At 59.2% G+C, this 23,129-nt stretch carries 21 protein-coding genes and 1 other RNA gene; 9 read left to right on the plus strand and 13 right to left on the minus strand.

Annotation, left to right across the window (positions count from 1 at the left end):
* Positions 1–7: 7 nt before the first annotated feature.
* Positions 8–1,213, minus strand: coding sequence for an ABC transporter permease (locus tag JJL52_RS13925; protein ID WP_202053238.1), 1,206 nt, complete (start codon positions 1,211–1,213; stop codon positions 8–10).
* 73 nt (positions 1,214–1,286) lie between these two features.
* Positions 1,287–2,291 carry a DUF475 domain-containing protein gene (locus JJL52_RS13930; protein WP_202053099.1) on the minus strand — a complete coding sequence of 335 codons (1,005 nt, stop codon included), beginning with the start codon at positions 2,289–2,291 and terminating at the stop codon, positions 1,287–1,289.
* A gap of 257 nt (positions 2,292–2,548) precedes the next feature.
* Here JJL52_RS13930 and mgtE point away from each other — a divergent pair, with 257 nt between their 5' ends.
* Positions 2,549–3,991, plus strand: coding sequence for a magnesium transporter (gene mgtE, locus JJL52_RS13935; protein ID WP_202053100.1), 1,443 nt, complete (start codon positions 2,549–2,551; stop codon positions 3,989–3,991).
* A 15-nt stretch (positions 3,992–4,006) separates the two neighbouring features.
* Here mgtE and JJL52_RS13940 read toward each other — a convergent pair whose 3' ends face one another.
* The 3 genes from JJL52_RS13940 to sucC all read right to left on the minus strand — a co-directional run bounded on the left by JJL52_RS13940 (position 4,007) and on the right by sucC (position 7,784).
* Positions 4,007–5,626 (minus strand): NAD+ synthase, encoded by a 1,620-nt coding sequence (locus JJL52_RS13940; RefSeq protein ID WP_202053101.1) that lies wholly within the window; start codon positions 5,624–5,626, stop codon positions 4,007–4,009.
* 119 nt (positions 5,627–5,745) lie between these two features.
* On the minus strand, positions 5,746–6,618 hold the full coding sequence (gene sucD, locus JJL52_RS13945; protein WP_202053102.1) for a succinate--CoA ligase subunit alpha: 873 nt from the start codon (positions 6,616–6,618) through the stop codon (positions 5,746–5,748).
* Positions 6,615–7,784: an ADP-forming succinate--CoA ligase subunit beta gene (sucC, locus tag JJL52_RS13950; protein WP_202053103.1), complete on the minus strand. Its 1,170-nt coding sequence runs from the start codon at positions 7,782–7,784 to the stop codon at positions 6,615–6,617. The genes sucD and sucC overlap by 4 nt, the downstream gene beginning before the upstream one ends.
* A gap of 125 nt (positions 7,785–7,909) precedes the next feature.
* On the opposite strand from sucC, the gene JJL52_RS13955 reads away from it, so the two are divergent.
* Both JJL52_RS13955 and JJL52_RS13960 read left to right on the plus strand, forming a co-directional pair.
* Positions 7,910–9,535, plus strand: a complete 1,626-nt coding sequence (locus tag JJL52_RS13955; RefSeq protein ID WP_202053104.1) for a two-component system sensor histidine kinase NtrB — start codon at positions 7,910–7,912, stop codon at positions 9,533–9,535.
* 4 nt (positions 9,536–9,539) lie between these two features.
* Complete coding sequence (locus JJL52_RS13960) at positions 9,540–10,889, plus strand: sigma-54-dependent transcriptional regulator (RefSeq protein WP_202053105.1); 1,350 nt, start codon at positions 9,540–9,542, stop codon at positions 10,887–10,889.
* Between the two features lie 555 nt (positions 10,890–11,444).
* On the opposite strand, the gene JJL52_RS13965 is transcribed toward JJL52_RS13960, so the two are convergent.
* The 5 genes from JJL52_RS13965 to JJL52_RS13985 form a co-directional block, all read right to left on the minus strand.
* Positions 11,445–11,903 carry a hypothetical protein gene (locus JJL52_RS13965; protein ID WP_202053106.1) on the minus strand — a complete coding sequence of 153 codons (459 nt, stop codon included), beginning with the start codon at positions 11,901–11,903 and terminating at the stop codon, positions 11,445–11,447.
* Between the two features lie 173 nt (positions 11,904–12,076).
* Positions 12,077–13,297 (minus strand): UbiH/UbiF/VisC/COQ6 family ubiquinone biosynthesis hydroxylase, encoded by a 1,221-nt coding sequence (locus JJL52_RS13970; RefSeq protein WP_202053107.1) that lies wholly within the window; start codon positions 13,295–13,297, stop codon positions 12,077–12,079.
* Positions 13,298–13,300: 3 nt separating this feature from the next.
* Positions 13,301–14,512 (minus strand): 2-octaprenyl-6-methoxyphenyl hydroxylase, encoded by a 1,212-nt coding sequence (ubiH, locus tag JJL52_RS13975; protein WP_202053108.1) that lies wholly within the window; start codon positions 14,510–14,512, stop codon positions 13,301–13,303.
* The gene (pepP, locus tag JJL52_RS13980; protein ID WP_202053109.1) at positions 14,512–15,822 is read right to left on the minus strand and encodes a Xaa-Pro aminopeptidase; all 1,311 of its coding nucleotides are present in this window, start codon (positions 15,820–15,822) and stop codon (positions 14,512–14,514) included. The genes ubiH and pepP overlap by 1 nt, the downstream gene beginning before the upstream one ends.
* A 15-nt stretch (positions 15,823–15,837) precedes the next feature.
* Positions 15,838–16,359 (minus strand): UPF0149 family protein, encoded by a 522-nt coding sequence (locus tag JJL52_RS13985; RefSeq protein ID WP_202053110.1) that lies wholly within the window; start codon positions 16,357–16,359, stop codon positions 15,838–15,840.
* Positions 16,360–16,637: 278 nt separating this feature from the next.
* On the opposite strand from JJL52_RS13985, the gene JJL52_RS13990 reads away from it, so the two are divergent.
* The 3 genes from JJL52_RS13990 (at position 16,638) to ssrS (ending at position 17,362) form a co-directional block, all read left to right on the plus strand.
* Positions 16,638–16,862 carry a TIGR02449 family protein gene (locus JJL52_RS13990; protein WP_436231524.1) on the plus strand — a complete coding sequence of 75 codons (225 nt, stop codon included), beginning with the start codon at positions 16,638–16,640 and terminating at the stop codon, positions 16,860–16,862.
* Positions 16,859–17,161, plus strand: coding sequence for a cell division protein ZapA (locus tag JJL52_RS13995; RefSeq protein WP_202053112.1), 303 nt, complete (start codon positions 16,859–16,861; stop codon positions 17,159–17,161). Before JJL52_RS13990 ends, JJL52_RS13995 begins: the two co-directional genes overlap by 4 nt.
* A 21-nt stretch (positions 17,162–17,182) precedes the next feature.
* Positions 17,183–17,362, plus strand: a non-coding RNA gene (gene ssrS / locus JJL52_RS14000) — 6S RNA.
* Positions 17,363–17,591: 229 nt separating this feature from the next.
* Here the strand turns inward: ssrS and JJL52_RS14005 are convergent.
* Both JJL52_RS14005 and JJL52_RS14010 read right to left on the minus strand, forming a co-directional pair.
* Complete coding sequence (locus tag JJL52_RS14005) at positions 17,592–18,023, minus strand: GlcG/HbpS family heme-binding protein (protein WP_202053113.1); 432 nt, start codon at positions 18,021–18,023, stop codon at positions 17,592–17,594.
* 3 nt (positions 18,024–18,026) lie between these two features.
* The gene (locus tag JJL52_RS14010; RefSeq protein ID WP_202053114.1) at positions 18,027–18,653 is read right to left on the minus strand and encodes an arylesterase; all 627 of its coding nucleotides are present in this window, start codon (positions 18,651–18,653) and stop codon (positions 18,027–18,029) included.
* Between the two features lie 25 nt (positions 18,654–18,678).
* Here JJL52_RS14010 and JJL52_RS14015 point away from each other — a divergent pair, with 25 nt between their 5' ends.
* The 3 genes from JJL52_RS14015 to JJL52_RS14025 all read left to right on the plus strand — a co-directional run bounded on the left by JJL52_RS14015 (position 18,679) and on the right by JJL52_RS14025 (position 22,309).
* Positions 18,679–19,341: an ABC transporter ATP-binding protein gene (locus tag JJL52_RS14015; protein WP_236994262.1), complete on the plus strand. Its 663-nt coding sequence runs from the start codon at positions 18,679–18,681 to the stop codon at positions 19,339–19,341.
* Positions 19,338–21,824: an ABC transporter permease gene (locus JJL52_RS14020; protein WP_202053116.1), complete on the plus strand. Its 2,487-nt coding sequence runs from the start codon at positions 19,338–19,340 to the stop codon at positions 21,822–21,824. Before JJL52_RS14015 ends, JJL52_RS14020 begins: the two co-directional genes overlap by 4 nt.
* A gap of 89 nt (positions 21,825–21,913) precedes the next feature.
* Positions 21,914–22,309: a YMGG-like glycine zipper-containing protein gene (locus JJL52_RS14025; RefSeq protein WP_202053117.1), complete on the plus strand. Its 396-nt coding sequence runs from the start codon at positions 21,914–21,916 to the stop codon at positions 22,307–22,309.
* A 50-nt stretch (positions 22,310–22,359) separates the two neighbouring features.
* On the opposite strand, the gene JJL52_RS14030 is transcribed toward JJL52_RS14025, so the two are convergent.
* Positions 22,360–23,097, minus strand: a complete 738-nt coding sequence (locus tag JJL52_RS14030) for a tRNA1(Val) (adenine(37)-N6)-methyltransferase (RefSeq protein ID WP_202053118.1) — start codon at positions 23,095–23,097, stop codon at positions 22,360–22,362.
* Positions 23,098–23,129: the final 32 nt, after the last annotated feature.

The raw sequence follows: 23,129 nt of genomic DNA on the forward strand, positions 1-23,129 counted from the left end.
CAAAGGGTCAACGTTTGGCCAAAGCGGCGATCGGATTCAGCTTGGCGGCCTTGCGGGCCGGCAGAAATCCGAACGTCAGGCCGGTCAGCAGCGCAACGCCGAGCGCCGCCAGGAACGCCCACGGCGGCAGCGCCAACGGAAATTTCGGATAAGCCAGCTGCAGGCCGGCCAGGGCAAGCTGCCCGAGCAGCGCGCCGACCGCGGCGCCGGCCAGCGACAACAGGGCGGCTTCGGCCAGGAACAGCATGTGCAGCTGCCGGCGGGTCGCGCCCAGCGCCTTGAGCAGGCCGATTTCGGCGGTACGCTGGGTCACGCTGACCAGCATCACGTTCATCACCAGCACGCCCGCGACCGCGAGGCTGATTGCGGCGATGCTGGCGACGGTCAGGGTCAGCGCCGCCAGTATTTTGTCGAACGTCCCGACCACGCTGTCCTGGGTAATGATCGTCACGTCGTCCTCGCCTTCGTGGCGCGCCTTGATGATTTTTCGGATGTCATCGACCGCTCGATGCATCGCTTGTTCGGATTTGGTCTCGGCCAGAATCCTGAACAGCGCCTCGGTATCGAACAAGGCCTGGCTTGAGGCGACCGGCACGATCACCATTTCGTCGAAATCGACGCCGATCGACTCGCCCTCGGAAGCCAGAACGCCGATCACCCGGAAACGCCGGTCGTTGATCCGCAGCCATTGGCCGATCGCCTGCCGGTTTGCGAACAGTTCCTTGCGGATCGTCTGGCCGATCACGCAGACCGAGCGCGCCTGATCGGCCGGGATTTCGGGCAGAAAGCCGCCCTGCGCCATGCTCAGATGCCTGACCCCGAGCAATGCGTGGGTCGAGCCGAAGATGTTCGTTTCGCGTTCCAGTCCTTGGCTCGAAACCGGCGCGGCGCCGATCATCAGCGGCGCGATCGCGGCGATATGAGGACTGGCCGACAGCGCCCGCGCATCGCCGAGCGTCAAATCCCGCGGCGTCTCGCCGAATAACGGCGGCGGGCCGCCGGTCGTTTCGTTGCGGCCCGGCAGCACGATCACCAGATGCGTGCCCAGCGATTCGAACTCATGCACGATATAACGGCGCGCGCTGTCTCCCAACGCGACCAAGACCGAAACCGAGGCGACTCCGATGCTCATCGCCAGAATGATCAAGGCGGTCCGGAGCGGCTGGGATCTGATCGCCAGCAAAGATTGGAGAAAAAGGTCGGTCGGAAGCATGGTCCGTAGGGTACGCTGCGCGTACCTTTTCATTCAACTCTGAACAAGGTACGCACGGCGTACTTTACAAGGGTTATGCCTGCGCTTTTTTGTACTGGACCGAGGAGTACACCGACAATCCGATCAAAATCGCGCCGGTCAGACCGGTCACCACTTCGGAAATGTGGGTGGTGATGCTCATCAGCATGATGCCGGCCAGCACGCCGATCGCGTAGTGCGCGCCGTGTTCCAGAAAAACATATTCGTCCAGCGTGCCCTGGCGCACCAGGTAGACGGTCAGGCTCCGTACGAACATCGCGCCGATCGCCAGTCCGAGCATGATGATGATCACATCCTGGGTGATCGCAAAGGCGCCGATTACGCCGTCGAACGAAAACGAAGCGTCGAGCACTTCCAGATAGAGAAAACTCGTCAATCCGGCTTTTTTGAGAGCGCCGGCTACCTGCGCGCCTTCCTCTTCGTCTTCGAACAGCGCGTCCAGACTATCGACCATCACATACAGGATCACCCCCGAGACGCCGGCCACCATCACCTGCAGGCGAAGCTCGGCAGGCAGCCAGTGCTGGATCACCAGCAGCAAGCAGAGCGCCACGATCAGTTCGATCGATTCGAGCTTACCCCAGGCGGCCAGTTTTTCTTCGATGCGTCCGAGCCAGTGCAGCTCCTTCGCGTCGTCGAAGATGAACCCGAAAAACACCATCAGCAAGAACATTCCCCCGAACGCGGCAATTTCGACATGCGATTCGGCCAGATGCTGCGCATAGGTCATCGGTTCGTGCAGCGCCATGCCGGCCACGCCGACCAGGCCGATCCCGGTCGCCACCGAAACGATCAAAATCGGGAACAACAGCCGCATCCCGAATACCGCAATCAAAATGCCCCAGGTCAGGAAATAAAATTGCCAACGTTCGTCCATGCGCTTCAGGACGGAGGCGTTCACCACCGCGTTGTCGAACGACAGGCTGACTTCCAGGACACCCAGAATCAGCGCGATGAACGCACCGGTCAGGCCTCCCCAATAAAACGCGATCGCGACGGACAAAACGGTCACGATCATGGAAAGACGAAAATGCTGCATGCAAATCTCCTCGTAATAAACGACTTTTATTATGAAACCTTAACTATAAGTGATTTAACCGAAAATCAACAGTTCTTCCCTTAAAATTAAGGCTGCGGCCTGAAGGCCGGCAGGATTCCGAAGGGAACGCATATTTCGTACCAATCTCATCTTTATCGCTTATAATGACCGCGCAATTCTCGCCCAGCCCAACCGCCGAGCCGGCGGCGAGTCCGCTTACCCTCTCCAGCGCAAGCTGCATATGACTCTGTGATGTTATGGATTTCGTAAACAAGCTCAGCCCTGCCCAGTTTTTACAACACCAACTCCGGGAAGTGATCAACCTGCTCGAAAAGCAGCAGTTGGAAAAATCGCTGCTCGAAAGAACGCCGGGCGAACATCACGAGCTTCTCGAAACGGTCCTGCGCAAACAACAGGAAAGCCGCCTGCAGGAAAAACTGGCGGAGCTGCATCCGGCGGATATCGCGTTCATCCTCGAATCGCTGCCGCTGGATCAGCGCATGCTGGCCTGGAACGCGATCGAGGCCAGCCATCACGGCCAGGTTTTGGTGGAAGTCTCCGATGCGGTCCGGCACACCCTGATTTCGAGCATGGAATCGGCGGAACTGGCCAGCGTGGCGGAAAACCTGGATGCGGACGAAATCGCCGACCTGGCCGACGATCTGCCCAAGAACGCGATGCTGAAGATCCTGCGTTCGCTGAATAATCTGGAACGCAAGCATGTGAACGACGTGCTGGCCTATGAAGACGACCAGGTGGGCGCGTTCATGGATTTCGGCACGATCACGATTCGCGCCGATCTGACGCTGAATGCGATCTCGGACTATATCCGCAATCTCGGCAAATTGCCGAAGCATACCGATAAACTGTTCGTCGTCGATCACAACAACATCGTACACGGCGTACTGCCGCTGTCGCGGCTTTTGACCCATGCGCCGGCGCTGACTGCCGAAAACGTAATGGTCACCGATTTCGTACAGTTCGAGGTCGATCAGGAAATTGCCGAGGCCTCGCACGCGTTCGAACGGTATGACTTGATTTCGGCCCCGGTCGTCGACCGCGAAGGCCGGCTGCAGGGACGGCTGTGCATCGACAGCGTCCTCGATTACATCCTCGAAGAGAACGACGAAGAACGGCTGATTCAGGCGGGCGTCACCGAAGAGGAAGACCTGTTTTCCAGCGTCTGGCGAAGCGTGCAGAACCGCTGGCCGTGGCTGCTGATCAATGTCACCACCGCCTTTATCTCGACCCGGATCATCGGCTTTTTCGAAGATGCGATCCTGCAGTTGGTAGCGCTGGCGTCGCTGATGCCGATCATCGCCGCCACCGGCGGCAATACCGGCAACCAGACCAGCATTCTGATCATTCGCTCGCTGGCTTTGGGGCAGATCACCTCGATCAACGTCGGCCGGCTGATCCGGAAGGAGCTGACCCTCGCCCTGCTCAACGGCACTTTTATCGGGCTGGTCGTGGGTTCGGTCGCCTTTTTCCTGTACCGGGACTGGCCCCTGGCGGGGGTGATGGCGCTGGCGATGTTTTTGAACCTTATGGTTGCGGTCGTGGCCGGCCTCTCGATTCCGTTGCTAAGGCACAAATTCGACAAGGACCCGGCCGCCGGCGCCAGCGTGATGCTGACCTCGATTACCGATGCGATGGGATTCTTTATCTTTTTGGGGCTGGCGAGCCTGTTCCTGTTATAGAAAGAGAAACCTTTCCTACTTCTTCATTCCCCGATACCCGGAGGTAATCGGATAACGCCGGTCGCGCCCGAACGCCCGTTCGGTGATCTTGACGCAGGGCGGCGACTGGCGGCGCTTGTATTCGTTGCGGTCGACCAGGCTGACGGCCCGGGCCACATCTTCGGGGCTGAAGCCGGCCGCGATGATCTCATCGGCCGACTGGTCAAGCTCGACGTAGCGTTCGAGAATAGGGTCGAGTACTTCGTAAGGCGGCAGGGAGTCCTGATCGACCTGGCCGGGCGCCAGTTCCGCAGACGGCGGCCGGATCAGCACCCGTTCCGGAATCACCAGCGACACGCCGTTCCGGTAGCGCGCCAATTGATAGACCAGCATCTTCGGCACGTCCTTGATCGGCGCGAAGCCGCCGGCCATGTCGCCGTACAGCGTCGCATAGCCGACGCTCATCTCGCTCTTGTTGCCGGTCGTCAGCAGCAACTTGCCCTGTTTGTTCGAAATCGCCATCAGAATCACCCCACGGCAGCGCGCCTGGATGTTTTCTTCGGTCGTATCGGGTTTCGTACCGGCGAAAATCCCGGCCAGCATTCCGCTAAAGGAGGATACGGCCGGGTCGATCGGTACGGTATGGTGGCTGACGCCGAGCGCCTCGGCCTCCCAGACCGCATCCTCGATGCTCATCGGCTGGGTATAACGCGACGGCATCAGCACCGCTTCGACCTGATCCGCCCCCAGCGCATCGACTGCCAACGCCAGCACCAGCGCGGAATCGATCCCGCCCGATAAACCCAGCAGAGCCCCCTTGAAGCCGTTCTTGCGGACGTAATCCCGAATCCCCAGCACCAGCGCCTGATATTCGCTCGCCACCGGCGTATAAAGCGGCGCGCAATCACCTTTGAGCGGCCAACCGTCGACAAAATCGACGACACCGACCTGCTCCTTGAACTCTTCGGCCCGGAACACAATCTCGCCCTGCGCATCGACCACGAACGAAGCGCCGTCGAAGACCAATTCGTCCTGGCCGCCGATCTGGTTCACATACACCAGCGGAATTTGCGCGGTCTTGACTTGGCCGCAAACCACCGCTTCGCGCTGGCGAATTTTGCCCGCATGGAACGGCGAGGCATTCAGGGTCAGCAGCAGATCGGCGCCTTCGCGCTGATTCTCGGCGATAATGCCGGCGTGCCAAACATCCTCGCAGATGGTCAAGCCGATCCTCGTCCCCTTGAAGGAAAACACGCAGGTCTTGTCGCCGGCGGAAAAATAGCGCTGCTCGTCGAACACGCCGTAATTGGGCAACGCCCGCTTGCGGTAGCGGGCCAGGATCCTGCCCTGATAAAAGACCGCCGCGCTATTGTAAAGCTTGCTGCCGTCCTGTTCCGGAAAACCGACCACCGCGGCGATAGCCTTCGGCAGCAGCACAGCCAGCCGGTTAAGGGCGCCGTTCGCGGCGTTAATGAAGTCGGGTCTTAACAGCAAGTCTTCGGCCGGATAACCGGTCACGGTCAGTTCCGGAAAAACAACCAAATCCGCGCCGAGAGTTTCATGGGCATGTTTGGCGTTTCGGACGATGTTTTGGACGTTGGCGTCGATGTCGCCGACCAGGAAATTGGTTTGCGCGAGGGCGATTCTTAAAGTCATGCGGGCTCGTAAAATTCGAGACGTTGGATTTAAGGGAAAGAAGAAATTGAACAAAGACCTGCGGGTTTTAAAAACCCGGCAGGTCTTCGGCATGAACCTTCAAAAGCGGTAAACCTGAATTACCGCGGCAAACAGCCTCTGATCGCCGCGCCGATGTCGGTCGGCGAGCTGACCACTTCGACCCCGGCCGCTTTCAGCGCCGCGACTTTGCCCGCCGCGGTGCCCTTGCCGCCGGTCACGATCGCGCCGGCGTGGCCCATGCGCTTGCCGGGCGGGGCGGTTTGGCCGGCGATATAGGCGACCACCGGCTTGGTCACATGCGCCTGGATATACTCGGCCGCATCTTCTTCCTCGCCGCCGCCGATTTCGCCGACCATCACGATGCCCCGGGTCTGCTCGTCTTCCTGAAAGCGGCTCAGCACGTCGACGAAGTTCATGCCGTGGATCGGATCGCCGCCGATCCCGACACAGGAGCTCTGACCAAGGCCCTGGTGCGTCGTCTGATGCACCGATTCGTAGGTCAGCGTGCCGGAGCGCGAGACGATCCCGATCGATCCCGGCAGATGGATCTTGCCGGGCATGATGCCGATCTTGCATTGACCGGGCGTGATCACCCCGGGACAGTTCGGGCCGACCAGCAGCGCGCCGGTGCCGGCCATCGCGGCTTTCACGCGCAGCATGTGCAGGGTCGGAATGCCCTCGGTGATGCAGACGATCAGCTTAATCCCGGCATCGACCGCTTCGAGGATCGCATCGGCCGCGTAAAACGGCGGCACGTAAATCATGCTGGCATCCGCCCCGGTAGCCTTGGCCGCTTCCTCGACCGTATTGAATACCGGCAGGCCCAGATGCCGGCTGCCGCCGCGCTCCGGCGTCACCCCGCCGACCAGCTGCGTGCCGTATTCGAGCGCCTGCTGGGAATGGAAAGTACCCTGTTTGCCGGTAAAGCCCTGGCAGATCACCCGGGTGTTTTTATCGATCAAGATACTCATGCTGCGGCCTCCGCCAGCGCTACGACCTGTTCCGCCGCATGCGTCAAATCGTCGGCGGCATATAAATTGAGACCGGTACTGTTCAGCAGCGCCCGGCCCTGTTCGGCATTGGTGCCTTCCAGCCGGACCACCACCGGCACCGCGACATGCACCTGCTTAATCGCGGCCAGAATCCCGCTGGCGATAATGTCGCACTGGACGATGCCGCCGAAAATATTGACCAGCACCGCCTTCACGTTGCCGTCGGAGAGGATCAGCTTGAAGGCTTCGCAGACTTTCTCCACGTTGGTGCCGCCGCCGACGTCCAGGAAATTGGCCGGCCTGCCGCCCTTCAATTTGACCAAATCCATCGTCGCCATCGCCAGCCCCGCGCCGTTCACCATGCAGCCGATCGTGCCGTCGAGGGTGATATAGTTCAAGCCGTATTGCTGCGCCTTATTTTCTCTTGCATCTTCCTGTTCGTGATCCCTGAGCGCCAGAATGTCCGGATGCGCGGCGACCGCATTGTCGTCGAAGTTGATCTTCGCATCGAGCGCGAGCAATTCACCCGCTTCCGTTTCGATCAACGGATTGATTTCGATCTGGCTGGCGTCTTTTTCCAGAAACAGCCTGTACATGCCCTGCATGATCCCGGCCAGCGCCTTGATTTGTTCCCCCTTGAGACCCAATGCATAGGCGCAGCGCCGGCATTGGTTGGCCTGCAGACCGGCGGCCGGATGAATCGCGATCGACAGGATCTTTTCAGGCGACTCATGGGCAACCGCTTCGATGTCCATGCCGCCGGCGGCGGAAACGATGAACGTCATCCGCTCGCTGCCCCGGTCGACGATCAGGCTAAGATAGAGTTCGCGTTTGATCGGATAGGTTTTTTCGATCAACAGTTTTTGAACCGGCAAACCGGCGCTATCCGTTTGATGGGTGACCAGACGGCTGCCGAGCAGGTCGCGGCTCACCGCTGCAACGTCCTCAACCCTTTTCACCAGTTTCACGCCGCCCGCCTTGCCGCGCCCGCCCGCATGCACCTGCGCCTTCACGACCCAGCCCGCGCCGTCCAACTCCCTTGCGGCCCGATCGGCTTCCTGCGCGGACGCCGCCGGCCTGCCCTCCGGCGCCGGTATCCCGTAGCTGCGAAACAGCTGTTTGGCCTGATATTCGTGAATATTCATGGATGCTCCGATGAGGCGGGGTTACGATATTGATTTTTCGCAAGATCGCGCGCGGCAATGCTATGCTTATTGGATAACGGATATTCTAATAAATTACCGGAAAAACAGCATCAACATTAGTCGGCATGCCGGAAAATAATCAAAGCATCATCCATCCCTGTCCGCTATCGAAAGGTTACGGCATTCCCGAACAGCAGGCATGGCTGCTTTTAAAAGTCTACTTGGTTTACCGGCTGTTTCTGGCCGGCTTTTTCATCGCGCTGTTTTACGCTCCCGTCGCACCTTCGGTGCTGGGCTCTTTAAATACCCAACTTTACCATTCCGCCAGCCTGCTTTATCTGCTGCTGACGCTGATCTCCGGCTTCCTGCTCCGCTCCCGATTCGCCACTTACAGCCTGCAGGCGCAATTCCTGCTGTTTTCCGACATCATCCTCTTAACCCTGATCATGCACGCTTCCGGCGGACTCAAAAGCGGCATCGGAATTTTAATGGCCGTGTCGGTGGCGTCGGGCGGCGTCACGATCGGCGGGCGCTGCGCCATGTTTTTTGCCGCGATGGCCAGCCTGCTGGTGTTGGCCGAAGAGATTTATGCGGATTTCACGGACAGCTTCGCCGCAGCGTCCTACCCTTATGCGGGAATGCTGGGGGCCGCCTTTCTGACGATCGCACTGCTGTCCTACGTACTCGCAAAGCGGAGCGAAAGCCTTCTGGAACTGGCGGCCCGGCACGAACGAACGATCGCGAACCTGGAAGAACTGAATCACTACATCATCCAGCATCTGGAAACCGGCATCCTCATCACCAACCGGAAGCAAATCGTACAGTTGGCCAATACGGCCGCCTTGAAAATGCTGAATCTGGAGAAAAGCCCCCTGCATTTGCGCGATATCTCGGCCCGTCTCTCCGAAGACTTCGGCGACTGGCTCTATGACCAGGAGTTGGATCAGGCGGAACTGACCCTCCCCGATCAAGCCGAAATCCGCGTCCGCTTCATCCTGCTGCCGACCCGCAGCCGTGCTTTCTACATGCTGGTGCTGGAAGACATCGCGCTGTACAACCAGCATGTCCAGCAAAGCAAACTGGCTTCGCTGGGGCGCCTGACTGCGAGCATTGCGCACGAAATCCGCAATCCGCTCGGAGCGATCAGCCATGCCGGGCAACTGCTCTCCGAAAATCCTGATTTCACTCCGCAAGACCGGCGTTTGACTCAGATCATCCAGACCCATTCAAAACGGGTAAACAAGATCATCGAGGACATCCTGCAGCTTTCCCGACGCAGCGCCTCGCGCCGGGAAAAAATTCAGCTTAAGCCCTGGCTGACCCACTACCTGGAAACGTTTACGCTGGAACATCAACTGGCCGAGCAGAAAACGTTCAGGCTTCATATTGACCAGGACCGGCTAACCGCATTCATCGATCCCGGCCATTTGAAACAAATCCTCGACAATCTATGCCGGAATGCGCTGCTCTACGGCCATCCCGAACATGGGCCGATCACTCTGCACGTTTACATAGCGCAAAATTCGCCTTGCATCGAAGTAATCGACAATGGCCCCGGGATCGCCCCCGAGCATCAGAGCCGCCTGTTCGAACCCTTTTTCACTACCTCGAGCAAAGGCACCGGGTTAGGGCTTTTCATCTGTAAGGAATTGGCCGAATTAAACCACGCCAAATTAGGCTATCATTTATCCCAAAACCAACGCAGCAGCTTCAGGCTGTATCTGAGCGATGCCGATAAATCATTCCGTTGAATAAATGAAGACACCTTTTGCATTGATCGTCGACGACGAGCCCGACATTATCGAATTACTCGAAATCACCCTGAACCGGATGGGCGTCGAGACCCGGAGCGCCGGCACGGCTTCCGGCGCCAGACAATTATTGCAGGAGCGCACCTTCGATCTCTGCCTGACCGATTTGAAATTGCCCGACGGCGACGGACTCGAACTGGTCGAATTGATTCAGTCCTCCGATGCCCCGCCTCCGGTCGCGGTGATCACCGCCCACGGCAATATGGACACCGCAATCACCGCAATGAAAAAAGGCGCTTTCGATTTCGTTTCCAAACCGGTCGATCTGTTGGCACTGCGGCAACTGGTCGCGAACGCGCTGAAATTCAAGGATAACACATCGGCCAAGGACCGCCGGATGCGCCATACCCTGCTCGGCGAGTCGCAGCTGATGCGCGACATCCGTTCCAAAATCGCCAAGCTCGCGCGCAGCCAGGCACCGGTCTACATTCACGGCGAATCAGGCGCGGGCAAGGAACTGGTCGCTCGCTTGATACACCAGCAGAGCACCCGCAGCGACAAATCCTTCGTCGCGATCAACTGCGGCGCGATACCGCACGAACTGATGGAAAGCGAATTCTTCGGACATAAAAAAGGCAGCTTCACCGGCGCAGTCAGCGATAAAAAAGGCCTGTTTCAGGCTGCGGACGGCGGCACCCTATTTCTCGATGAAATCGCCGATCTGCCCCCTTCGCTGCAGGTCAAACTGCTCCGGGCAATCCAGGAAAAAAAGATCCGCCCGGTCGGCGAACAACAGGAAATCCCGGTCGATGTGCGGCTGTTGAGCGCGACCCACAGAAATCTGGCCGAGATGGTGCAGAACGGCAATTTCCGCCAGGATCTGTTTTACCGGATCAATGTAATCGAGTTGAATGTGCCGCCCCTGCGCGAACGCACCGCCGACGTACCGGTGCTGGTCGAACATATTCTGGTCAAACTGACCGAGCAGACGCATACGCACAAGCCAGAAATTTCACAGGCGGCGCTCGAAGCATTACTGCGCTACCGTTTTCCGGGCAATATCCGGGAGCTCGAAAACATTCTCGAAAGGGCGCTGGCTTTGTACGATGGGAAATGCATCGAAGTGGACGACCTGAATCTGCCGATCGGGATCGCGGAGACGCATCTTTCCGAAGAATCCCGCTACGATCCGGGCCAGGGTTCGCTCGAAGATTATCTGGAAGCGATCGAAAGACGGGCGATTCTGCATGCGCTCGAAGAAAACAGATGGAATAAAACCGCAGCGGCTAAACAGCTAGGGTTAACGTTCCGCTCGTTCCGCTATCGGCTGAAAAAACTGGAACTGGACGACTGAAATTGGGAGCGCGGGGAAGCAGCTGCGCGAATGGAGCGCTAAGGTTGAATTGCCCGTCAGAAGGCCGGGCCGATCAGCTGGGATGTTCGGAGAAAGGGTTGAGTGTCAAGACCTGCCGTTTTTTTTAATCCCGGCAAGTCTCTCGTTCGTAAGAAAGGCAGAGCCAACCTATCCCACTCAAAACCGCAGCGTGACGCCTCAACAAGCGCTTAGGATGGGGTCGATCATAACTTCCTCCTCTCGCTTTCCCGCCGAGCGCTTATCGTAAATATCCTCTTCCCGGCTCGGTTACACCCAAAGAGCACAAACCGCTGTAGGGTACGCTGTGCGTACCATTGGAGGTGAAAAGGTACGCACAGCGTACCCTACAACTGAAGGTTGTGATTAAAGAACGTCTGTACACCTTTGTCACCTACGGGGTGTCTCCTGACAGGCGCTAAGCGTGGTAACGATCAAGAGGTAACAAGGAGGTTATTCTTGGCCCCCATCCTTAGCGGTCCACTCCATGCTATCCGCCCCTGCGCTTACCGCCCCAGGAAAAAACGCCTTCTACATTCAAGCCCGGTATTTCGGCATCGCTTCGAGCTTGGCGACCGCGTCCTTGATTTTGGCCTCGGCGCCGGCATCCAGCTCATTGTTTTTGTAGATCTTGTCCAGCAACCCTTCGGCGACCAGCGCTTCCTTGATCCAGCGCTTGGCGAAACGGTAGTTGGTAAATACGGGGGTTACTTCACCGGTCTCGGGATTGCGCAGCCCGGTCTTGGCCGCCGCACCGGAAGCAGGAGCCGGGGCGATACTCGCAGCAGCGGGCGCCGGTGCAGGTACTGCAGGTTTGGGGGCATTTTCGGGCTCCGCTTTAGCGGCGGGTTGCGGTTTCGGAGCGGGAGCAGCGGCCGAAGGTGCCGGCGTCTCCTCATGAACAGCGGTTTTTGTGCCGGCACTCTTATCGTTTACGACCTGATAAACGACATAAGCCACAAAAATAACGGTCAGAATAAACAACCCTTCAGTCATGACGCAAACCCCCCTCTAAATTTTTTTGAATTGATACGCCGGTGATCATTATTATCATCAAGAGCCTACGGTTCTCCGGCAAGCCGCTTAGCCATGTGCCGAATATACCAGATGCGGGCAAGGGTGGTAAACCTTCGCCGTCAAAATAAATGGGGGTTGTTGCGGGATAAACGCTACCAGCAATCCTTGCCTTCGGCAAGGGAAGGCAAATCGTCGCGCAACCCCATCGCATAGCGGTTGAAATAGTTCTTCAGCAAGCCGGCCCGGTCGACCCAGCCCATGCCGGCGGACCGCAATTCGCTCAATCCCGAAGCGCGGATGCCGAAGACCTTGTTCAAGGCATCCATACTGCCCATCATGATCAGATTGTCGCCTTTACGCCAGCGTTCGTACCGGCGCAGCAAGCTCCGTCCCGCTAACGAGCGTTGTCCGCGCTTAGCCTCCAGGATCACCTCGGCGATAGCGGCCGCATCCAGCAGGCCCGCGTTTGCGCCCTGTCCGGCCAGAGGGTGCATCACATGCGCCGCATCGCCGGCCAGCGCCAGATGATCGGCGGTATAACTGTTGGCGTATTGAAAGCGCAAAGGGAAAGCCGCGCGCGGCCCCACCGCCAGCATCCTGCCGAACAGCCCGTCCGAGGCCTGCTCCAAGGCGGCCAGAAAATCGGCATCCGCCAGGGCCAGATACGCCTTCGCGGTATCCGAACGCAAGGTCCAGACGATCGAGCACCGGCCGTTCGCAAGCGGCAGAAACGCCAAGGGGCCTTCGTCCAGAAAGCGCTGCCAGGCCGTAGCCCGATGGCTCAGCTCGGTGGTCACCGTTGCAACGAGCCCATGCTGGCCGTAGTCCCAGCCGGTCACGCCGATACCGGCCAGCTTGCGCAGAAGCGAATCGTGACCGTCTGCCCCAACCGCCAAATCAGCCGCAAAAATCCGCCCGTCGTCAAGTCTGAGGCGCACGCCGCCCGGTTCGGCCTCGATCCCGGAAACCGACGCCGGCGTGATGCGAGTCACACTGTCCAGCGTATCGAGCACGTCCCACAGCGCGGCGACCGTCACCCGGTTTTCGACGATGTAGCCGAGTTCGCCGTATTCGGTATCCGCGCAATCGAAATGCAGTTCGCCGCCTCCGCGCGCATCGAAAACGCGCATTTCCCGGTACGGGGAAACGCCGCGGCGCACCATGCCCGGCCATGCCTCCAAACGCTCCAGGATCCGTTGCGAGGCGCGGGTCAGCGCCGAAACGCGGATATCGATCGGCTCCGGCGGCCACTCCCGCAGAGGCGCCGTTTTGTCGAGCAGCGCGACGCGCACGCCGCCATGCCCGAGCGCGCAGGCTACCGCCGCGCCGACCATGCCGCCGCCCGCCACAATCACTTCGAAACGTTCGCTCATCGTTTATCTCCGGGCGCCGAGGCGCGGCAGCCGGCCGGACAGGCCCATGGCATGCCGCGACAGCAGGGATTTCGCCGCCGGAATCCGGTCGAGCAGGCACAAGCCGGCATTCCGGACCGCAGCCACCGGCAGCCATTCGTTCGAGAAAATGTGAATCAGCTGATCGGTAAAACGGATCGTGCGGTCATGATCCCGGCGGCGCGCCTCGGCATAAGCCTTCAAGAGCGCCGGATCGCCGATGTCGCCGCCTTGCGCATGCCGCCCAAGCAGCGCTTCCGCCAGCGCGGTCACATCGCGGAGGCCGAGATTGAATCCTTGGCCCGCGACCGGATGCAATTGATGCGCCGCATTGCCGACAATCACCGCGCGTCCCTCGACCATTCGCTCCGCGCGGATCAAGGTCAGCGGGAACGCCCGCCGCGGCGCGGCCAAGCTCAGTTCGCCGAGCCGGTAGCCGAAGCAGGCCTGCAGTTCGGCGGTAAATTCGGCTTCCGGAAGCGAAAGCAGCGTTTCGGCATCTTCCCGCGTACGCGTCCAGACCACTGCCGAATGCCGCTCGTCCACCGGCAACAACGCTAAAGGACCCGAGGCGGTAAAGCGCTCGTACGCAGTGAACCGGTTAGGACGGGACGTGCTGACCGTAGTCACCAGCGCGGTCTGACCGTAATCGGTCATCTGCTGACCGATATCGAGCAGTTTGCGCACTGATGACAGGCCGCCGTCGGCGCCGGCCAGCAGTTTTGCGGATAAGGTGACGGACTCGCCGCCCTGTTTCAGACTGACGCCGATCTCATCACCGCCGGAATAGAGGCCCGCGACCCGCGCCGGGCAAATCCGCTCGATGCCGGCCGCTTCGGCACGATCCGCGACATGCCCTTCCAGATCGCGCGCAGTGATCACATAACCCAGCGCCTCGACGCCTTCCTGTTCGGCCGACAGCCGGGCCTTGCCGAAATGGCCGCGATCGGATACGTGGATCGTTTTGATCGGGGTAGCAGCCTGCCGAATGCCTTGCCAGACACCCAGTGCGTCCAGCATGGTGACCGTGCCGGCCGCCAGGGCCAGCGCGCGGTCGCCGGCGGGGGAGGCACGCTGCTCGGCGCGCGTGTTCGTTTCGATGACCGCAAGCTTCAGACCCGGATTCTGCAGCGCCAGGGCCAGGCAATTGCCCGCCAGCCCGCCGCCCGCGATCAATAAATCGTATTCCGGCTGCATCAGGCGGCCTGCATCAGGGCTTCGATTTCGTCGATCGTTTTCGGCACCCCGGCCGTCAGACATTCGTAACCGCCTTGGGTCACCAAAACGTCGTCTTCGATCCGTATGCCGATGCCGCGCCATTTTTCCTCGACCTTCTCGTAATCGTGCGGAATATACAGGCCGGGCTCGACGGTCACTACCATGCCCGGTTCGAGCAGGCGCCATTCCTGTTCGACCTTGTAGTCGCCGACATCGTGCACGTCCATCCCGAGCCAATGGCCGATCCGGTGCATGAAAAACGGCTTGTATTTCTCGTCCTTGATCAGTTTCTTGACCCTGCCCTTCAGGATGCCCAGCTCGACCAGGCCTTTGGTGATCGTTTCGACCGCCGCGTCGTGCGCCGCATTCCAGGGCAGGCCGGGCCTGACCTGTTCGAGCGCCGCGGACTGCGCGTCGAGCACCAGTTGGTAAAGTAGTTTTTGCGGCTCGGTAAACCGGCCGGAAACCGGAAAAGTGCGGGTAATATCGGCCGCGTAATGGTCGCACTCCGCGCCCGCATCGATCAGCAGCAAATCGCCGCTCTTCAGCACATCTTTGTTTTCGATGTAGTGCAATACGCAGGCATTCTTGCCGCCGGCGACGATGCTCGGGTAAGCGACATGGCGCAAACCGCCCTGATAAAACTGGTATAAGAGCTCCGCCTCGATCTGATATTCGTACAGGCCGGGCTTGCAGGCCTGCATCGCCTTGACGTGCGCCTTGGCCGACACCTCGGCCGCACGCCGCATCAGTTTCAGTTCGGCCGGACTCTTGAACAGGCGCATCTCGTGCAGGATGTGCTCGAGCGATACCAGTTCGCCCGGGGCGGTGATGCCCCGGCGGGTCTGGCCGCGCAGGTGGTTGATCCATTCGAGCAGGCTGTGATCGAGGTCGGGGTCGCGCCCCAGCGGATAGAACACCTTGCCCTTGTTTTCGAGCATGCCGGGCAGAATTTCGTGAAGATCGTCGATCGGAAACGAATCGTCGGCCTCATAATGCTTGACCGCGCCTTCGAGGCCTGCATGGGCGCCTTCCCACAGCGCCTTGGTCTCGTCGTATTCGCGGCAGAACAGGATGTATTCGCCCTGTTCCCGGCCGGGGATGAATACGGCCAGCGCTTCGGGCTCGTTGAAGCCGGTCAGGTAATAAAAATCGCTGTCCTGCCGATAGGGGTAATGCACGTCGCGGTTGCGAACGCGTTCAGCCGCGCTGCCGATCAACGCGATGTTGCCTTTGCCGACGCGCTGCATCAGCTGCTTGCGCCGTTTTTTGAATTCGCTTTGTTTCATGCTGGGTATTGCCGGTTAATGAATCCTGATGCGCCCGTTCGAGCCGAGCTCGGCGCGCAACAATAAGACCGCGGTACGCAGATATTCGGTAACTTCCATGAACGCGGCCTCGTCTTCTTCGCCCTCCGCATCGGGGTCCAGCCGGGTGAATTCGACAATGTCGCGAAGGATTTCGCGGGTCTGGCCGGATTGTTCGCCGTTCCGGTACAGCGCACCGACACCGAACAAGAACCCCTGACACCAGTCGGCAAGCGCCGCGATCTGCTCCCTTAACGGGACGTCATCCGCCGGCAGAAACGGCTCGAAGTCGTAATCCCCGCTTTCCAGAGACGCCCTGGTTTCCTCGAACAGCTGCGCAAGCTGCCGCGACTGCTCGGCCCTGACCTCGTCGCCTTCGTCAAACAGCTGTTTGATCCAAGCGGCACTTTGCGTTTGCCCATTCACGCACAACATGCCGGTCGCCAAACCGTGCGCTTCCGCGGCCGAGTTGACTTCGTCGCTGCCTTTGAAAAAACTGTCTATATCCTGGTAGGTCATAATTCGAATAGACTGGATGAATGTAGCTATGCTACCACCGAAAAGCGCCGCATGCCCATAAATACGCTATCCTACGCGTTTGCCGCCGCCTTTCGGAAGGGCGGAAAATAGCCTGTTTTCTGTGCGCAATCCCCTTACGGGTACTTGCCCAATATGTGTATAATGGCATTCGCATCGGGGTAACTCATTGATGTCCGTCATTTTAACAGAAAGTATTTCGTGTTTATGCCCGGCATAAAAACATCTCCTAACACCCTTAACGCCAAGTTCAGATGACGATGAACACAAAACCGAATCAATCACTCGAATTGAAAGAGCTTGAAGAAAAGCTGGACTTGCTGATCGAACAATACAATGCACTTAAAAACGAAAATCATTCGCTGAAAATCAAACAGGAAGCCCTGGTGAAGGAAAAAGCGAAACTGATCGAAAAAACTACACAGGCCCGGATTCGCGTAGAAGCAATGATTTCCCGCCTGAAAGCGATGGAACACGGTTCATGAGCACGGTCAAAAAAGAAGCGGTCGTCCTGACGATCATGGGCAAGGAATATAAAATCGCCTGCGAACCGGAAGAGCGCCAACGCCTGATCGAATCTGCGCAACTGCTCGACAAACAGATGCGGCAAATCCGCGACTCCGGTAAAGTGAACGGTGCCGACCGAATCGCCGTGATGGCGGCCCTGAACCTTGTGCATGAGCTTTCCTTTCTGAAAAGCCAAAACGACAGCCTGCGTTTCGATTTCGGCTCGTCGCTGGCCGACATGATCCAGAAAATAGAAAACGTTTTGGAAAATCGATAAACGCGATACAATAGAGTCCTGTATCTCCTGCAGCGTTCGAAATGTATTGGGTGTTTCCTGAACCTATTTTTACCCCGGGGGCGAACATCCGGCAATGGTGAGCATGCCCGTACTTGTCGGGAAGCCTGATTTACCGATCCAGCCTCCACTTGAACCTACGGTTCAAGGACGAAAGTACATTACGGCGCAGGCGGGAGATGCAACATCATCCTTTTTCGGCGCCTTAAAAATCCGCGCCTAAACCAGTCCCATCGTCTTCCCCGCAAGGACAAGTTCAAGCTGTCCATTGACTTCCTGGCTTCAATCCGGGCGATGCCGTATCTCCGGCAAACCGAAAGTCCCTACCTAATCAAAAAATTCCCATGAACCCAGTGACACCTGGAGCCGGGAAAACTCCCTTTTCCCTAAACCAGCGCCGGCTTACCGCTTCCTATACGCCTGCCGCAAACCCGGCCGCCTCGATGCCTGCGATCGCGCAGCGCTCATCCTGGTCCGATACGTCGCCGCTAATCCCGACCGCGCCGATCAATTGATTATTTTCCTTGTCGCGAATCAGCACGCCGCCCGGTACCGGCATCACCTTGCCCTGCGACAGCGTCACCAGTGAATTCATGAAGTCCGGCCGCTGCACCGCAACGCCGGCCAAGCTTCTCGACGATACGCCCATACTGACCGCCCCCCAGGCCTTGGCGGTCGCGATCTCCTGACGGATCATGCTGGCGCCGTCTTCCCGCTGCAGCGCTTTCAAATGCCCCGCCGCATCCAGCACCACCACGGTCAACGGCGCCATTTTCAGTTCTCTGGCCTTTGCAATCGCAGTCTGTATAATCAAATTGGCTTTTTCCAATGTCAAAATGTGCATCCTTCAATCTCTTTTTTCAGGTGATGTGTTGAGTAAAGGCAATAAGTGCTGCCAAATCTTGTCCGCAATCAACGGCTGGGCTTTCGCATTCGGATGCAGGCCGTCGGGCTGCATCAGTTCCTCGACCAGCGCAATATCCCCGAGGATGAACGGCACCAAGGGCACGGATTTTTCCCGGGATAATTCGTGGTACACATTATAAATCATATCGATATAGCGTTTACCGTAATTCGGAGGGATAGTCATGCTGAGCAGCAGCACCTTCGCGCCGCGCGCCCGGCTGCGGCGGATGATCTCGTCCAAATTGTGTTTCAGTGCAGCCGGCGAGAGTCCGCGCAAGCCGTCGTTCGCGCCGAGCTCGATGATCACCACCGACGGTTTTTCCTCGCCCAGGATGCGGTCGATGCGGGCAAGGCCGCCGGCGCTGGTTTCGCCGCTGATGCTCTCGTTGCGGACCAGGGCCTCGATACCCGCCTTCCGTAGTTTTGACTCCAGCAAGCGTACCCAGCCCTGCTCGACTTCGATCCCATAGGCGGCACTGATGCTGTCGCCCAGCACCACCACCGTTTCGGCGTGTATATTGAGCGAAAACAATGCCGCGCCCAGCCATAAACAGAATTTCGACAACATGAACAATCCGCGCAAGGAACCCATAATGGATATTATCGTAACAGAAAACCTCAGCAAATCGGTGACGACTTCCGAAGGCGTTTTGCATATCCTGAACTCGATCGATTTACGGATCCGGCAGGGCCAAAGCGTCGCGATCACCGGCGAATCCGGCTCCGGCAAATCGACGCTGATCGGGCTTCTGGCAGGCCTCGATACGCCCAGCGCCGGCTCCGTCCGGCTGGACGGACGATCATTAACAAAGCTCGACGAAGACGGCCGCGCCGCGCTGCGTAACGAGCTGATCGGCTTCATGTTTCAGTCGTTCCAATTGTTACCCGGCCTGACCGCGCTCGAAAACGTGATGCTGCCGCTCGAACTGAAAGGCGACCGGCGGGCCGCATCGGAGGCCCGCGACTGGCTCGGCCGGGTGGGCCTCGGCGAACGCCTGAAGCACACGCCGAAACAGCTCTCCGGCGGCGAGCAGCAGCGCGTGGCGCTGGCGCGTGCGTTCGCGACCCGTCCGCGGATCCTGTTCGCGGACGAACCGACCGGCAACCTCGACAGCCGGACCGGCGCGACGGTGATCGACCTCTTGTTCGAATTGAATCGGGAAAACGGGACCACCCTGCTCTTGGTGACCCATGACGCCGCGCTGGCGGAACGTTGCGAACGCACGGTCAAACTGGCTTTCGGGAGGCAGATATGAACAGAATGAAGCTTGCGTTGCGCCTGCTCGGCCGCGAAGCGCGGTCCGGCGAGTTGACGTTGCTGATACTGGCGCTCTTGATCGCGGTCACCGCCTTGACCGCCGCCTCGCTGTTCGCGGACCGCCTGGAACGGGCGATGACCGCGCAAACCGCCGAATTTCTGGCGGCCGACCTGGTCATCCAGAGTCCCGGCCCGATCCCGGCGGAATGGCTGGCCGAGTCCCGCCGGCTGGGCCTGAAAGAAGCCCGGACGACCGAGTTTTCGAGCATGCTGATCGAGAACGACGAAATGCTGCTGGCCAGCATCAAAGCAGTCGACGCCGCCTATCCGCTGCGCGGCTTCTTGAAAATCGCCGACGCCGAACACCGGACCGAAACGGTCGTCACCCACGGCCCGGAAATCGGCGCGGCGTGGGTCGAACGCCGTATCCTGTCCGCGCTGAAGCTGAAATTCGGCGATGCGCTGACGGTCGGCGAAAAAAAGCTCCGAATCACCCAAATTCTGACCTATGAACCCGATCAGCAGGGCGGTTTCTTCAGTTTTTCGCCGCGCGTGCTGATCAACGCCGCCGACCTGGAAGCGACGAAAGTGATCCAGCCCGGCAGCCATGTGCATCGGTTCTTCCAATTCAGCGGCGACTCGAAAGCGCTGTTCGCCTTCCGGCGCTTCGTAAAACCGCAGTTGAATCCCTCGCAACGCCTGCTGGACGTTCACGAAGACCGGCCCGAACTCGGCTCGGCACTGACCCGCGCCGAGCAGTTCCTGGGCCTGTCGAGCATCGTGGTGGTAATCATTGCCGGCGCCGCAATCTCGATGGCGGCGCGGCGCTACAGCGAACGCCATTTCGATACTTCGGCGCTGCTCGGCTGTTTCGGCTGCACGCAGGGGGAAATCCTGAGGCTCTACTGCATGCAGTTCGCGCTGCTGGGACTGGTTACCGGCGCGCTGGGCTGCGGATTCGGCTGGCTGTTTCAGGAAGGATTGTTTTTACTGCTGCGCCCCTTGCTGCCCGCTTCGCTGGCGCAGCAGCCGGGCGCCCTCGCGGTACTGTTCGGCGCCGGCGCCGGCCTGATCATCCTCTTCGGCTTTGCATTGCCGCCGATCCTACGCCTGAAGCGGGTGCCGCCGCTCAGAGTCCTGCGCCACGAACTGGAACCGTTGCCGAGCAGCGCCTGGCTGGTTTACGGCCTGGCGCTGACGTTGATTTGCGCACTGGTCTGGCGCTATACCGGCGACGCCGGAATGACCGCGGTGGTGACCGGAGTCACGATGGCGGCGCTGCTGCTGCTTGCCCTGATCGTTTGGGCGATGCTGTCCGCGATCCGCAAGCTGCTGCCCCGCATGCCGCTGGGCTGGCGTTTCGGATGGCGCGGCCTGCTCCGCGAACCGCGCGCGAGCATTGCGCAGATTCTGGCATTCGGCGTCACGCTGGCGGCGATGCTGTCGAGCCTGATGGTTCGGAACGAACTGATCGCTACTTGGCGCCACCAATTGCCCGAGAATGCGCCGAACCATTTTGCACTGAACATCTTCCCGGACCAGTTGGCAGCGTTCGAACGCTCCCTGCAGGATAAAGGCATCGAAAGCAGCCCGTTTTATCCGGTCGTCCGGGGCAGGTTGACGCATATCAACCGGAAGCCGGTACAGGAGATCGCGGTCAGGGGCTCGCAGGGCGATAACGCCACGCACCGCGAATTGAGCCTGACCTGGAGCCGCGAGGTGCCGGAAGAGAACACGATTGCGGCCGGCGCGTGGTGGAACCGAAACGCGCCCGGCTTGGTATCGGTCGAACAGAAACTCGCCGACAGTCTGGGCATCAAAGTGGGAGACCGCCTGACCTTCAGCTCCGGAGGGCGGCAGTTCGAAGCGACGGTCGCCAATTTCAGGGCGCTGCGCTGGGAATCGATGAAGCCGAATTTTTACATGATTTTTTCGCCCGGCACCCTGGAAGATTTCCCCCATACCTTGATGACCAGTTTTTATCTGCCGGAAGCGAAAAAAAACGCATTGAACGCGCTGGCAAAAGAATTCCCGAGCATGTCCATCCTCGAAGTCGAACGGATTCTGCGGCAATTGCAGACGCTGTTTACGCAATTGACAGAGGCGGTCAATTATTTGTTCTACCTGGCCTTGTCGGCCGCGCTGACCGTCCTGTTCGCGTCCGTGTACGGCACACTGGACCAGCGCATCCATGAGAGCGCACTGCTCAGGACATTCGGCGCTTCGCGCGGCTTTCTAAGGAAAATGCAGAGCATTGAATTTTTCTGCCTTGGCGCTATCTCAGGAGTGATCGGCGTACTAATTGCCGAATCCCTGAACTTTGCGCTGTACCGCCAGGTCATGCATATCCCGTTCCAACTACATCGCGACTTATGGCTGACCATCCCTTTACTCAGCGCCGTAATCGTCTTGTCAGCGGGCCTGTGGGGATTGCGCCGGGTAGTCCGCAGGCCTCCGTTGCGGAGCTTAAGAGAGCTATAATACGATCGGATTAAGATCAGACCGTTCATCCATTATTCATCAAAGATCGGCTACACTTTGTTCCAACTAAAATTAAAGAAGGTAAACCCATGAAAAAATCAGCTTTAAGCTTGGTCATTATCGGCAGCGTCCTGCTGACGGGCTGCTACAGTTACGGCGGCTGGCAGCCGACTGTAGACCCTTACAATGACCCGAATGCTTATCGAATCAATCAGGATATGGCCGAGTGCCAGCAGCTCGCCAAACAGGCTTCCGGAGGAACGACCAAGGAAACTGCAATCGGCGCGGGCACCGGCGCTTTGATCGGCGCGGCGGGCGGCGCGGTGGTCGGCGCCTTCACCGGCAACCCGGGCGCGGGCGCGGCAATCGGCGCGGCGGCAGGCGGTTTCGGCGGCGGCGCCAAACAAGGCTTCGAATCCGAGCATGATTACAAGCGCTCGTATGCGACCTGCATGCGCAACCGCGGACACCGCGTAGTCAACTAAAGGCCATCTTCCGGGGCTGGCACAAGGAAGTGCTTGTGCCATCGACCCTTTCAACCAGTGCCCTTGGCGTTTTCGCTTCCCGCGAAGCGCATCAGGAGTTTCGCCAGACAGGTCCGTGCCGTTGCCGAATAGACGCCCGGCTCGTCATAAACCGTAATCGTTTCGAAAACCGGAGCCGACACAGGCTGCCGGCCAAACGTCAAGGCGGCTACCTTGGCCTTGCTGTGCGCATAGCCTCGAAAAACGGCTTGGCGCCATAAATGCAAGCCGGCCTGCGCGCACAAACGGGTAAACGTTATCCCCGACTGCACGGGTAGCAATACATAAAACACCCCATCCCGCGCGAGCAGCCGCGCCGCAATCCCGACAAGTTCGGCATGCGTCAGATGCACATTATGACGGGCGGCATTGCGCATCGGCTCGTCGGCGTTCAAATGGTTCTCGAAAAAGGGCGGATTGCTGACGATCAAGTCGTAGCGGCCGGATTCCAGGTCCGCGAAATGCTGAATGCTGTCCCGAACCGCCTGCAGCCGGTCGGCCCAGGGGCTGCGGCGGAAATTTTCCGCCGCCTCCCGGCACGCGTCGTCCATCAGCTCCACACCGATTACCCGGCCGGCACCGAGCTGCGCCGCGATCAGCGACAGCAGTCCGCAGCCGGCGCCGATGTCCAGCACGCGGCCTTCCGGACAGACCGGCATCATCGCACCGAACAGCAGGCTGTCCGTACAAATTTTCATCGCCGCCCGTTCCTGGCTGACCGAAAATTGCTGAAGGCGAAAAATCGACAATACTTATCTCCAAGTCCCGTTAAACCTGCCGC

This window comes from Candidatus Methylomicrobium oryzae (assembly GCF_016745425.1).
In the GTDB taxonomy this organism is placed as follows: domain Bacteria; phylum Pseudomonadota; class Gammaproteobacteria; order Methylococcales; family Methylomonadaceae; genus Methylomicrobium; species Methylomicrobium oryzae.